The 12,575-nt window shown below is 51.1% G+C and carries 12 protein-coding genes; 2 read left to right on the top strand and 10 right to left on the bottom strand.

Features of this window, described 5'->3' with window-relative positions:
• Positions 1–17: 17 nt before the first annotated feature.
• Entirely contained in the window at positions 18–623 is a 606-nt protein-coding gene (locus tag DT73_RS13080; RefSeq protein ID WP_036109498.1) for an adenosylcobalamin/alpha-ribazole phosphatase, read from the bottom strand.
• Between the two features lie 92 nt (positions 624–715).
• Here DT73_RS13080 and cobD point away from each other — a divergent pair, with 92 nt between their 5' ends.
• Positions 716–1,804: a threonine-phosphate decarboxylase CobD gene (gene cobD / locus DT73_RS13075; protein WP_036109496.1), complete on the top strand. Its 1,089-nt coding sequence runs from the start codon at positions 716–718 to the stop codon at positions 1,802–1,804.
• Here cobD and nadD read toward each other — a convergent pair.
• From nadD to leuS, 4 genes are read right to left on the bottom strand one after another with little or no spacing between them, the layout of a single operon-like run.
• Complete coding sequence (gene nadD, locus DT73_RS13070; RefSeq protein WP_036109491.1) at positions 1,790–2,446, bottom strand: nicotinate-nucleotide adenylyltransferase; 657 nt, start codon at positions 2,444–2,446, stop codon at positions 1,790–1,792. The two genes, cobD and nadD, sit on opposite strands and share 15 nt — an antisense overlap.
• Positions 2,439–3,470 carry a DNA polymerase III subunit delta gene (holA, locus tag DT73_RS13065; RefSeq protein WP_036109488.1) on the bottom strand — a complete coding sequence of 344 codons (1,032 nt, stop codon included), beginning with the start codon at positions 3,468–3,470 and terminating at the stop codon, positions 2,439–2,441. Before holA ends, nadD begins: the two co-directional genes overlap by 8 nt.
• Complete coding sequence (gene lptE, locus DT73_RS13060) at positions 3,470–4,069, bottom strand: LPS assembly lipoprotein LptE (RefSeq protein ID WP_036109485.1); 600 nt, start codon at positions 4,067–4,069, stop codon at positions 3,470–3,472. The genes holA and lptE overlap by 1 nt, the downstream gene beginning before the upstream one ends.
• Before the next feature lie 14 nt (positions 4,070–4,083).
• Positions 4,084–6,666 (bottom strand): leucine--tRNA ligase, encoded by a 2,583-nt coding sequence (gene leuS, locus DT73_RS13055; RefSeq protein WP_036109481.1) that lies wholly within the window; start codon positions 6,664–6,666, stop codon positions 4,084–4,086.
• Between the two features lie 234 nt (positions 6,667–6,900).
• Here leuS and DT73_RS13050 point away from each other — a divergent pair, with 234 nt between their 5' ends.
• Entirely contained in the window at positions 6,901–7,383 is a 483-nt protein-coding gene (locus tag DT73_RS13050) for a zinc ribbon-containing protein (protein WP_036109478.1), read from the top strand.
• 69 nt (positions 7,384–7,452) lie between these two features.
• Here DT73_RS13050 and DT73_RS13045 read toward each other — a convergent pair whose 3' ends face one another.
• The 5 genes from DT73_RS13045 to lnt form a co-directional block, all read right to left on the bottom strand.
• Positions 7,453–8,178, bottom strand: coding sequence for an amino acid ABC transporter ATP-binding protein (locus DT73_RS13045; protein WP_036109476.1), 726 nt, complete (start codon positions 8,176–8,178; stop codon positions 7,453–7,455).
• On the bottom strand, positions 8,178–8,852 hold the full coding sequence (gltK, locus tag DT73_RS13040; RefSeq protein WP_036109473.1) for a glutamate/aspartate ABC transporter permease GltK: 675 nt from the start codon (positions 8,850–8,852) through the stop codon (positions 8,178–8,180). The genes DT73_RS13045 and gltK overlap by 1 nt, the downstream gene beginning before the upstream one ends.
• Positions 8,852–9,592: an amino acid ABC transporter permease gene (locus tag DT73_RS13035; protein WP_036109470.1), complete on the bottom strand. Its 741-nt coding sequence runs from the start codon at positions 9,590–9,592 to the stop codon at positions 8,852–8,854. Before DT73_RS13035 ends, gltK begins: the two co-directional genes overlap by 1 nt.
• Before the next feature lie 158 nt (positions 9,593–9,750).
• Positions 9,751–10,650: a glutamate/aspartate ABC transporter substrate-binding protein gene (locus tag DT73_RS13030; RefSeq protein ID WP_036109467.1), complete on the bottom strand. Its 900-nt coding sequence runs from the start codon at positions 10,648–10,650 to the stop codon at positions 9,751–9,753.
• Positions 10,651–11,037: 387 nt separating this feature from the next.
• Complete coding sequence (gene lnt / locus DT73_RS13025) at positions 11,038–12,573, bottom strand: apolipoprotein N-acyltransferase (RefSeq protein WP_036109463.1); 1,536 nt, start codon at positions 12,571–12,573, stop codon at positions 11,038–11,040.
• Between the last annotated feature and the right edge of the window lie 2 nt (positions 12,574–12,575).

The raw sequence follows: 12,575 nt of genomic DNA, 5'->3' as shown, positions 1-12,575 counted from the left end.
GTGGTACGGCGGGTTGGTTAATCATTATGCGTACTGTTTCCATGGTTATTGAGATAACGCAGGGTTGCATAATCGCCTTTGAGGTCGATACGGCTCCACGCGCCTTGCTCAATAGCAAAGCGCCACATGGCTGCTGGCGGCATATTCAGCAGTTGCGCCAGTAACTGGCTTATCACGCCCTGGTGGCTGACTAACAGCAGGTTATCTGCCTGTAACGACCGTGCCGCCCCGGCAAGTTTTGCAACGCGCTCTGTAAAACGGGCAAAACTTTCCCCTTCCGGTGGGGTGACATGCTGCCAGTCGGCACACCAGGCCTGATACTGCTTATCCTGTTCAATCAGCGTACTATGGTGTTGCATTTCCCAGGCGCCAAAATCCATTTCGTTCAACAGGGCACTGGTACGTGGTTGTGGGTGATGCGGTTGCAGGATCAGTTGTGCTGTGTGCCGTGCGCGTTCTCGTTCACTCATTAGCACATGGTCGAAAGGCACATTGCGAAGCAGGTTGGCAACCACACATGCCTGCCCAATACCGGTCGGCGTTAGTGGCGATTCACTTTTACCGCAGAAAAGCTGCCGGGTATTTGCTTCAGTTTGCCCGTGCCGTACCAGCCATAAACGCATGTTCCTCTCCTGCAATGATTGCTTTCCAGTTCGCATTATCTAATAGCACGCAAGTTTCCGCTATGATAACGCTTTCAATAAAAGGAAAAATTATGTCCCGTTTCACCAGTCAGCATGGCGGAAATCGACGCGAGGTTGCCCAGCATTTGGGCGTTGATGAGGATACCCTTTTGGATTTTAGCGCCAACATTAACCCGCTGGGGATGCCGTTGGGTGTGCGCCAGCGCCTGGCGGAGTCGCTGGGCAAACTGGAGCAGTATCCGGATGTCGACTATCAATCATTACACCAGGCGCTGGCAGCTTATCACTCAGTACCACCAGACTGGATACAGGCTGGTAACGGGGAAACTGAGTTGATTTTTGACCTGGTGAAAACGCTGGATCCAAAACAGGCTTTAGTGGTATCTCCTGGGTTTGCTGAGTATCAACGGGCACTGGCTCTGGTTGGGTGCCAGGTGCATACCTGGTGGTTGCAGGAAAACAATGGCTGGCAGCTTGATGACGGAATTCTTGGTGCGTTAACGCCTGAACTTGACTGTGTGTTTTTATGTACGCCAAACAACCCGACCGGGTTACTGCCCGACTGGTCTTTGCTGGAGCGCATCGCACGCAAATGCGAAGACAACCATATTTGGTTAATTGTTGATGAAGCCTTTCTCGATTTTTCCCCACAACACCCGGGTTTTATTCCTGTACTGGGGAAGATGCCGTGGGTGTGGGTATTGCGCTCGATGACGAAGTTTTATGCTATTCCCGGGTTGCGACTGGGCTATGCACTGAGTAGCCACCCGGAATCTATGGCGGCCCTGCGAGCAAAGCGTGCCCCCTGGAGTATTAATACCCTGGCGGCTATTGCTGGTGAGCAGGTGTTGCAGGAAACAGAGTACCAACAGCAAACATGGCAGTGGGTGCGCACAGAAAATCAGTGGTTGTATCAGGCGCTGAGTAAAGTACCAGGCATTCAGGCATGGCAGCCGCAGGCAAACTATCTGTTTTTCCGCTGCGATGTTCCGTCACTGGATTTACAGTGGGCGCTGTTGGAGCAGGCTGGTATTTTAATTCGTTCTTGCGCTAACTACCCGGGGCTCGATGCGCGTTACTACCGTATTGCAGTGAAGTCACGTGCAGCGAACCAGTCTTTGCTGGATGCGCTGCATCAGGTGATGTCAGCTTTGGTATAAATGCTCGCGGCGGATGTAGTCCAGCACGCTGTCTGGCAGCAGATCATCACAGGGGCTGTTGTTGGCAAGGCGTGTCCGAATTTCTGTTGCTGAAATTGCATACTCAGGGGTATCGGCAAGGAAAATTGAGCCACAGGGTGACTGGTGAAGCAGGCTGGCCTCTGTTACCAGGTTATCTTCCAGCCACTGCTGGCGTCCTGGTTCCGGCAGGGTTAATGGGTATCCAGGGCGGCGGCAAACCAACAAGTGGCATAACGACAGAATTTTTTCGTGCTGGTACCACTTGTGGAGTGTTAACAGGGAATCCTGGCCAATAATAAAAGCCAGAGGTTGTTCCGGGCCAATATCATGGCGAAAGGTTTCCAGTGTGGCGACAGTCCAGGAAGGGGTGTCCCGCTCCAGCTCACGGCAATCCACAGTAAACAGGGAGTTACCTGCTACCGCCAGTTGCACCATGGCTTTGCGCTGTTCACTGCTGGCATCGGGTTGGGGGCGGTGTGGCGGCACATTGTTGGGCAGAACGATAACCTGCTTAAGTTGTGCCGCTTTTGCCATGGCAATGACGGACTTGATGTGCCCGTAATGTACCGGGTCGAAGGTGCCGCCATAGAGTGCTATCAGTTCAGATAAAGAATCAGCCATGAATAAAGGTATCGGGTAATGCGCCGTGGCAGAGTAACAGTGACAAAGCCGCAAGTGACGGCCAAATATCCTGACCAAAATCCTGTTTAAGCGTCAGCTCAGTCTGGCTTAATAACTTTACAGCCTGAAACAGCTGTTCAGGTTGTAAACGGTTCAGAGCCTCAGTCAGCAGGCCCCTGCGGTTTTGCCAAACCCGATGCTGGTCGAACAAAGAACGCAGTGGTACCTGGGATGACTGGCGCTTCAGGTTGACCATCAACAACAATTCGCGCTGAATAGTTCGCACCAGAATAACCGGTTCATCACCTTCTCGCTGAAGCTGGTTCAGGATATGTAATGCGCGTTTGCTTTTACCTGCCAGCAATGCATCAACCCAGTGCCAGGGCGTAAAGTGTGCGGCATCATTCACGGCCTGTTCAACACGGGGCAGCGTTAGTTTGCCGTCCGGCCAGAGTAGCGCTAAACGGTCAAGAGCCTGTGCCAGAGCCAGTAAGTTACCTTCATAACAATAGCAGAGTAACTGGCTGGCCGCGTCATCGAGCGAGAGCTTCATCTGTTTGGCGCGGGCTGCAAGCCAGCGGGGGAGTTGCGCCTGTTCGGGCGTCTGGCAGGTGACTTGCGCCGCCTGCGCACTGACTGCCGCAAACCAGGCTGCATTTTCCTGCGCTTTGGTGAGTTTATTACCACGAATAATCAGTAATAAATCTTCATGTAACAGGCTAACCAGTGTTTCCAGTTGAGCATTGATAGCTGCATTTGGGCCATTCTCCGGTAACTGTAACACCAGAGACTGGCGGCTGGAAAACAGGCTCATAGACTGGCAGCGTGTGAACAAGTCAGGCCAGTCTGTAGACGCATCGATTTGCACACTGTAGTGCTCATCGAAGCCCTGAGTTTTGGCTGTGTTCAGAATGGATTGCTGGCTTTCCTGCAACAACAGAGGATCGTTGCCCACTAATAACCAAACAGTACGCAGCCCGTCATTGAGCTGCGTACTGAGTTGTTCCGGATACAACTTAACCATTATTGTGCAGTAGCGGGTGTCAGCGTGGCCGACTGGCGGGGAGACGTTGCCGCAGAGGGTTGCGTTGCAGTGGTGTCACTATATTCACTGCTTCTCTGCTGGTCCATTGTCTGCACCGACATCAGTTTGCGCACCAGTTGTTCCGCTGCCTTGTCGTACATTTCTTTTACGATAAGATCCTGCTCAGCACTTTTTGCCAGTGCGGTGAGCGGGTTATCAAAGAATGAGCGATAGACCTTGGTTGAAATGGGGTAAATATCATGCCCCGGAATCAACACAGTTGCACTCACCGTCATTACCATCTGGTATTCCGCAGTTTGCCCATTCTGAAAAATAGACGCGGTGTCTTTATGTATTGCCGCGCCATTCAGACGCAAGGACGGAATATCCTGGCGAACAGAAGAGGCTTCCACAATCGTTACGTTATTAAGACGTAACTGGTTGCGTACCGCACGGCTTAGCGGGCCATTCGGGTCACCCGAATTGAGAATCAACGTCTGCATGCTGGTTGGCACCGCGGAAGTACCCCGCAGGTGCCAGCCACACCCGGCGGTGACCAGCACCGCCATACTTAAGATTAAAGTGAGTAAATATCTCACGCGTCCTCCTGCGTTTAACCAACAACCAGGTTGAGCAATTTACCCGGTACGTAGATAACCTTGCGAATGGTTACCCCTTCAAGGTATTTGGCGACCAGGTGTTCCTGTGCCGCCCGGGCCTGAACCTGTTCCTGGTCGGCATCTGCCGGAACGGTGATTTTGCCGCGGACTTTGCCATTGACCTGAACCACGACCAGGCGGGTGTCTTCAACCATGGCTTGTTCGTCAGCAACCGGCCATGCCGCGTTATCGATATCACCTTCACAACCCAGAGCCTGCCACATGTTGAAGCAGATATGCGGAGTAAACGGATACAGCATGCGTACTACTGCAATCAGAGCTTCCTGCATCAGTGCACGGTCCTGCTCAGTTTCCTGTGTAGCACGGGTCAGGCGGTTCATCAGTTCCATAATGGCCGCAATCGCGGTATTAAAGGTCTGACGGCGGCCAATATCATCGGTCACTTTCGCAATGGTTTTGTGCAGTTCGCGGCGCAGTACTTTCTGGTCTTCTGACAGTGCAGCTTCATCCAGAGCAGTGACTGCTCCTTTTTCTGTATGCTCAAACACCAGTTTCCAGACACGTTTCAGGAAGCGGTTGGCCCCTTCTACACCAGATTCCTGCCATTCCAGCGTCATTTCTGCCGGGGAAGCAAACATCATGAACAGACGCACGGTGTCAGCACCATAACGTTCAACCATTACTTGCGGGTCGATACCGTTATTTTTGGACTTGGACATCTTACTCATGCCCGCGTAAACCAGTTCATGGCCTGCGCTGTCGGTCGCTTTAACAATACGGCCTTTTTCATCACGTTCAGTAATGGCATCAACCGGAGAAACCCAGTTACGCTCGCCATTTACACCTGTGTAGTAGAAGGCATCTGCCAGCACCATACCCTGGCACAGCAACTGTTTGGCTGGTTCGTTGGAGTTAACCATACCTGCATCGCGCAACAGTTTGTGGAAGAAGCGGAAGTAGAGCAGGTGCATGATGGCGTGCTCAATACCACCTACATACAGGTCAACCGGCAGCCAGTAATTTGCTGCTTTTTCGTCCAGCATGCCTTTGTCGTATTGCGCACAGGTGTAGCGAGCGTAATACCATGAGGATTCCATAAAGGTATCAAAGGTATCGGTTTCACGCAGTGCAGGCTGGCCGTTAACCGTTGTTTTCGCCCACTCAGGGTCGGCTTTAATTGGGCTGGTGATGCCATCCATTACCACGTCTTCTGGCAGGATAACAGGCAACTGGTCTTCCGGAGTAGGAATCACGGTGCCGTCTTCCAGTGTCACCATCGGAATTGGCGCCCCCCAGTAACGTTGACGGGAAACCCCCCAGTCACGCAGGCGGTAGTTAACTTTACGCTCACCAACCCCTTTTGCAGCCAGGCTGTCGGCGATGGCGTTAAAGGCGGCCGGGAAGTCCAGGCCATCAAACTCACCAGAGTTAAACAGCACGCCTTTTTCGGTGTGCGCTGCATGGCTCAGGTCAGGCGCGTTGCCTTCGGCATCCAGAATGACTGGTTTGATTGCCAGTTGGTATTTGCTGGCGAATTCCCAGTCACGCTGATCGTGCCCCGGAACAGCCATTACTGCGCCAGTGCCGTATTCCATCAGGACAAAGTTAGCAACCCATACCGGAACCGCTTCGCCAGTCAGTGGATGGATGGCGTTAATGCCTGTTGCGATGCCTTTTTTCTCCATGGTCGCCATATCGGCTTCGGCCACTTTGGTATTACGGCATTCATCAATAAAGGCAGTAATTTCTGCGTTACCTTGTGCTGCCTGTTGCGCCAGCGGGTGGCCTGCGGCCACAGCAAGATAAGTGACACCCATAAAGGTATCCGGGCGGGTGGTGTAGACGGTCAGCTTCTGGTCGCTGTTTTCAACGTCAAAGGTAATTTCCACACCTTCGGAACGCCCAATCCAGTTGCGCTGCATGGTTTTAACGGTATCTGGCCAGTGATCCAGCTTATCCAGGTCGTTAAGCAACTCTTCGGCGTAGTCAGTGATTTTAATAAACCACTGCGGGATTTCTTTACGCTCAACTTTGGTATCACAACGCCAGCAACAACCATCAATAACTTGTTCGTTAGCCAGCACGGTCTGGTCGTTCGGGCACCAGTTAACCGCAGAGGTTTTTTTGTAAACCAGACCTTTTTTATACAGCTGGGTGAAGAATTGCTGTTCCCAACGGTAATATTCCGGTTTGCAGGTTGCCAGTTCACGGCTCCAGTCATAACCAAAACCCAGCATTTTAAGCTGGTTTTTCATGTATTCGATGTTGTCGTAAGTCCAGGGTGCCGGCGCTGTGTTGTTTTTGACCGCAGCACCTTCAGCGGGCAGACCAAATGCATCCCAGCCAATTGGCTGCAGGACGTTTTTACCCAGCATGCGCTGATAACGGGCAACCACATCACCAATGGTGTAGTTGCGCACGTGACCCATGTGTAGTCGACCAGAAGGATAAGGAAGCATCGACAGGCAGTAATACTTCTCTTTGCTCTCGTCTTCAGTTACTTCAAATGTACGCTTCTCTTGCCAGTGAAGCTGAACGTTAGATTCTATCTCTTCCGGGCGGTATTGCTCTTGCATGGCTGCGAGTGGTCCTGTGCTATAGAAAGCTACAAATGTAGCCTGTATGTGTTTTTTCAGATCGGCATAGCATAGCCGATTAGGGCGCAGCACAACAGCACTTCCATGCCCGTAAGAATGATTTCCTGCCCCATCACCTGTGAGAATTATTTGGTGCGGTTGTGGGGCGGCTAACACAGGCCTGGCAGAATAACGTCTATTATTAGAAGACGTTAAGTCCAGGAGGCCAGCGCCATGAGTAAAGTTGCGCAATACTACCGTGAACTTGTTTCGTCCTTGAGTGAGCGATTACGTAATGGGGAGCGCGATATTGACGCGCTGGTTGCGAGTGCCCGGCGTCATATGAGCGAAACAGGAGAGCTCACTCGTACGGAAATGGATGAACTGGTGCGTGCGGTACGCCGTGATTTAGAAGAGTTCGCACTCAGTTACCAGGAAAGCCAGCAGGAAGTCAGCGACAGTGTTTTTATGCGTGTGATTAAGGAGAGTTTGTGGCAGGAACTTGCAGATATCACTGATAAAACGCAACTGGAGTGGCATGAAGTCTTTGAGGATTTAACCCGCCATGGTGTTTACCACAGTGGCGAGGTCGTAGGGCTTGGCAACCTGGTGTGCGAACATTGCCATTATCACCTGGCGGTGTATACCCCGGATATACTGCCCCGTTGCCCAAAATGCGGGCATAACCAGTTTCATCGCCAGCCATTTGATCCTTGAGGGTAAAAATAAAAAGGCTGAAAGGGTAACCTTTCAGCCTGAGTCTGTACCGCGCGATATTTTTACAAATTAGTGAATGATTTTAGCCAGGAAGTCTTTGGCACGATCGGATTGCGGGTTGGCAAAGAACGCTTCTTTGGGCGAGTCTTCAACAATTTTCCCTTCATCCATAAAGATAACCCGGGTCGCCACTTTACGGGCAAAGCCCATTTCGTGAGTCACCACCATCATTGTCATGCCTTCTTTTGCCAGCTCAACCATCACATCCAGCACTTCGTTGATCATTTCTGGATCCAGTGCGGACGTAGGTTCGTCGAACAGCATGGCGACAGGATCCATACACAATGCACGGGCGATAGCCACACGTTGCTGCTGGCCGCCAGACAATTGTGCCGGGTATTTGTTGGCGTGAGCAGACAGGCCAACACGATCTAACAGTTTCAGGCCTTTTTCCCGTGCGGAAGCTTTGTCGCGCTTGAGCACTTTCACCTGTGCCAGTGTCAGGTTATCGATAATCGACAGGTGCGGAAATAATTCAAAGTGTTGGAACACCATGCCCACATGGGATCGTAACTGTGCCAGGTTGGTTTTTTTGTCATTCACTTTGGTGCCATTGACAATGATTTCACCTTGCTGAACAGGCTCCAGGCCATTCACGGTTTTAATCAGGGTGGATTTGCCGGAACCCGACGGGCCGCAGACCACCACAACTTCACCTTTTTGCACTTCAGTCGAACAATCGGTCAGTACCTGAAAGTGGCCGTACCATTTAGAAATATTTTTCAGGGAGATCATCACACAGTCCTTTTCTTCAACCAGCCGACCAACAAGGAGGCACTGAGACTTATTACAAAATAGACCGCACCGGCAAACAGCACCATTTCAACCTGGGTGCCGTCACGTTCTCCAATAGTGGATGCGGTGCGGAAAAAATCAGACAGACTAAGCACATACACCAGCGATGTATCCTGGAACAGGACAATGCCTTGTGTCAGTAGCAAAGGCACCATGGCGCGGAATGCCTGGGGCAGAATAACTAATTGCATGGTCTGCCATTGGGTCATTCCCAGCGCCAGTGATGCACTGGATTGCCCGCGGGAAATGCTCTGAATCCCGGCACGGATAATTTCCGAGTAGTAGGCAGCCTCAAACATGGAGAATGCGACTAATGCTGAGACCAGCCGGATATCAGTTTTGGGTGATAAGCCCAATACCTGCTGCAGGAAGCCGGGCACAATCAGGTAAAACCACAGTAACACCATGACCAGCGGAATTGAGCGGAACACGTTGACATAGGTTTTGGCAAACCAGGCGACGGGCTTAAAAGAGGACAGGCGCATTACTGCCAGCATAGTCCCCCACACAATCCCGACAATAATCGCCGTCAGGGTGATTTTGAAAGTCAGGATCATGCCATCTGCTAAAAAAGGCAGGGAAGGCGGAATAGAACTCCAGTCAAATTCGTACATTATTTGCTCCCCATATTACCTGGTAAACGCACTTTGCGTTCCACAATGTTCATCACCAGCATAATGACGGCATTGATGAGCACATAGGCCAGCGTGATGGCAGTGAAGGATTCCCATGCATGTGCGGAATAATCCAGCAGTTTTCCTGCCTGCGCCGCCATATCCATCAAACCAATGGTGGATGCGATAGCTGAGTTTTTAACCAGGTTCATCATTTCTGATGTCATCGGTGGAACAATAACGCGGTAAGCATTGGGTAGCAGGACATAACGGTAGGTTTGTGGCAGGGTAAGACCCATGGCCAGCCCGGCGTTTTTTTGCCCGCGTGGTAAAGACTGAATTGCCGCTCTGACTTGCTCGCAGACACGCGCGGCAGTAAACAAGCCCAGACACAGCATAGACGAAACGAAGAACTGAATATTCGGATCCAGCTCGGCTTTAAACCACATGCCGATGTTTTCCGGCAGCAATTCCGGTACGACCAGGTACCAGGTAAAAAATTGCACGATAAGCGGCACATTACGGAATAACTCAACATAACAGGTACCAATGGCTGAAATGCCACGGTGTGGTACGGTACGTAAAATCCCGAAGAATGAACCGACGAGAAAAGCGATTATCCAGGCGCAAACTGATAACGCGATAGTGACCTGAAAACCACTCCATAACCAGCCCAGATAGGTGGTGTTCCCGAAAGGGGCAGGCTGAAAAAAGATTCCCCAGTCCCAGTTTATAGACATATTTCAACTCCGAAAAAAATGAGGGTAGCAGTGCTACCCCCCAAGATTGATGAGAGACCTCTTTTCGCGCCCGATGGGGAACGACCATCCGGCGTATAGTCTGTCCGGGTCCCTGTGATCAATCGCAAGGGCAGGTAACCTGCCCCTTTGTTTTGTAATTAGTTAATAGCTTTGTCATTAGGGGCTTTGAACAACGCTTTCATATCATCAGACAGTTCAAAGTTCATGTTGAGGTTTTTCGGCGGAATCGGGTTTTTGAACCACTTATCAAACCACTTGGTTGCTTCACCAGAAGTTTCAGCTTTGGCGATGGTGTCATCCATCAGCTTTTTAAACTCTGGGTCGTTTTGGCGCAGCATACAGCCGTAAGCTTCTTTGGATTGCGGGGTCCCTACAATCACCCAGTCACCCGGTTTTTTAGCTTTAGCGCGTTCGCCTGCCAGTAACGCATCATCCATCATAAAGGCAACGGCACGGCCGCTTTCCAGAGTACGGAAAGAGTCGCCATGGTCTTTAGCGCTGATGATACGCATACCAAGGTGTTTCTCGTCGTTCAGTTTATGCAACAGCACTTCTGAGGTTGTACCGGAAGTAACAACGACATTCTTCCCTTTCAGATCATCAAAATCTTTGATTGGGCTGCCTTTTTTAACCAGTAAACGAGTACCGATAACAAAAATAGTGTCGGAGAATGCCACTTGCTTCTGGCGTTCAAGGTTGTTTGTGGTGGAGCCACATTCAAAATCGAAGGTACCATTTTGCAGCAATGGAATACGGTTTTGAGAAGTGATAGGAATCAGTTTCACAGTCAGGTTAGGCATGTTGAGCTTAGTTTTGATGGCATCAACAATGGCGTTAGAAAAATCCTGTGAGTAACCCACCACTTTCTGTTCGTTGTTGTAGTAGGAGAATGGTACGGAAGATTCACGATGACCAACCACAACCACACCGCTACTTTTGATTTTGTCCAGTGTGGTCTGAGGTGCATCTGCTGCATGCGCCACACCAACGCAAATACCCGCGGCTAACAGTGCTGTGGCCAGTTTTGCTAATTGCATATCCAACTCCTTTATTGCAGCCCGTGGTGTAATCACCCGGGCCATTGTCGTGAGTTTGTAGTTGTGTTGTTAAAATTAGTATGGAAATACATTCAATTTATTAACATTCAATCCAGGCGAATGTAAACAAATTGCGTAATGCGGATGTATTTTTTGCGATACACCACGCACCAAATAGAGGCAAAAAGATACCAATGCACCTTTGTGGTGCTGGTTGGGAACCCTGATGGTGCAACCTGGCATTAATGTTTACTGCTATAGCAGCAAACAGTTGTTACCTCTGGAAATGTCTAAGCAAAGGTCGTGCCAGAAAGGAAAATAAAGGTTACAGCAGCATAACAAACGGATAAAAAAACGGCGCAGAACGAAGCCTGCGCCGGGAAAGAATTAGCGTTTACGGCGGCCCAGACTCCAGACCAGTGCGGCGAAACCAGCCAGCAACGAGAGTAACCAAACCCCCCAGTTGCCGAAACGGGCGTAAGGTGTCAGGCCGCGAGTTGGTGTGACGGTGGCATCCAGCACCTGGCGGGTAAACTGCGGGACAATTGCCTGTACATCGCCATCGGGTTTAACAACAGCAGTCACGCCATTGTTGGTGCTTCTCAGAAGAGGGCGGGCCAGTTCCAGCGCACGCATACGAGCCATCTGGAAATGCTGCCACGGGCCGATTGAATGGCCAAACCAGGCATCATTTGAGACGGTGAGCAGAAAATCTGTATCAGGGCGGAAGTTGTCGCGTACCTGCTCGCCAAGAATGATTTCATAGCAAATGGCAGTGGTAAGCTTGTAACCATTCGCTTCCAGTGGCTTCTGTTTATAAGGCCCGCGGCTGAATGACGACATGGGCAAGTCAAAGAACGGCGCCAGCGGGCGTAGAATGGATTCCAGCGGGACAAACTCCCCAAAGGGAACCAAATGGTTCTTGTTATACCTGTCAGGCGAGAAATAGTTATAGGGGTTGCCTTCCCCAAGCGTAATTACCGTATTGTAGGTATCGTAACGGTTTTGTTTATTCAGGCGGGCATCTACGATACCGGTAACCAGCGCGGTGTTATGTGCCTGATAAGTATCATCCAGTTGGTGTAAAAAACGTTGCTGGTTAACTTCAAGATCACTGATTGCCGATTCCGGCCAGATAACCAGGCGCGCTTTGCCAACCCAGGGTGAACTCAGGTCGACATAGGTTTGCAGGCTGTGCAGCAACTGGCCTTCATCCCACTTCATTGACTGGGGAATATTACCCTGAACCAGTGCGACATTAACTGCCCGCTCAGGCTGTGCCTGATACCAGGTGATGTAGCGCAGAGGCCATGGCAGCGCTAATAACACGCATGCGGCAACCAATGAACGCCAGCTTTTCTGCGCAATTGCGAAGGCCAGAAAACCGGTGAGCATCACCAGCAAAAAGGTAATGCCTTCTACACCAATGACCGGGGCAAGGCCTTTCAGTGGGCCGTCTATCTGGCTGTAGCCAAATTGCAGCCAGGGGAAACCAGTCAGCACCCATCCGCGCAGAAACTCTGTGACTTGCCAGAGTGCAGGGCTTGCCAGAACCACTCGCCATAATGTGGTTGACGGAAACAAGCGGCTGAGCAGGCCGCTGAACAGCGCCGGGAATAGTGACAGCCAGGCTGCCAGCAAGATAACCAGGAAGATATTAACCGGGCCTGGCATGCCACCAAACTGAGCGATGCTGACATAAACCCAGTTGACTCCGGTTCCAAACAGGCCAAAACCCCAGATAAAACCAATGGCGGCACTTTGCCATGGGCGGCGGTTCAGCGTGAGCAAATGCAGACCAGTGAGCGAGATAATCGCCGCAGGCCAGAAATCATAAGGAGAAAAGGCCAGCGTGCCGCAGGCCCCGAAAAGTAACGCCAGCAGCAGTCGTTGCCACTGGCGAGACAAAAAGGCGAATGCCATCA

Source organism: Mangrovibacter sp. MFB070 (genome assembly GCF_000705335.1).
Taxonomy (GTDB): Bacteria; Pseudomonadota; Gammaproteobacteria; order Enterobacterales; family Enterobacteriaceae; genus Mangrovibacter; species Mangrovibacter plantisponsor.
This window is presented reverse-complemented; position numbering and strand designations above follow the sequence as displayed.

Coding starts and splice junctions, on each gene's coding strand:
- DT73_RS13080 (WP_036109498.1), bottom strand. CDS start 623: ATGCGTTTATGGCTGGTACGGCACGGGCAAACTGAAGCAAATACCCGG.
- cobD (WP_036109496.1), top strand. CDS start 716: ATGTCCCGTTTCACCAGTCAGCATGGCGGAAATCGACGCGAGGTTGCC.
- nadD (WP_036109491.1), bottom strand. CDS start 2,446: ATGGCTGATTCTTTATCTGAACTGATAGCACTCTATGGCGGCACCTTC.
- holA (WP_036109488.1), bottom strand. CDS start 3,470: ATGGTTAAGTTGTATCCGGAACAACTCAGTACGCAGCTCAATGACGGG.
- leuS (WP_036109481.1), bottom strand. CDS start 6,666: ATGCAAGAGCAATACCGCCCGGAAGAGATAGAATCTAACGTTCAGCTT.
- DT73_RS13050 (WP_036109478.1), top strand. CDS start 6,901: ATGAGTAAAGTTGCGCAATACTACCGTGAACTTGTTTCGTCCTTGAGT.
- DT73_RS13045 (WP_036109476.1), bottom strand. CDS start 8,178: ATGATCTCCCTGAAAAATATTTCTAAATGGTACGGCCACTTTCAGGTA.
- gltK (WP_036109473.1), bottom strand. CDS start 8,852: ATGTACGAATTTGACTGGAGTTCTATTCCGCCTTCCCTGCCTTTTTTA.
- DT73_RS13035 (WP_036109470.1), bottom strand. CDS start 9,592: ATGTCTATAAACTGGGACTGGGGAATCTTTTTTCAGCCTGCCCCTTTC.
- DT73_RS13030 (WP_036109467.1), bottom strand. CDS start 10,650: ATGCAATTAGCAAAACTGGCCACAGCACTGTTAGCCGCGGGTATTTGC.
- lnt (WP_036109463.1), bottom strand. CDS start 12,573: ATGGCATTCGCCTTTTTGTCTCGCCAGTGGCAACGACTGCTGCTGGCG.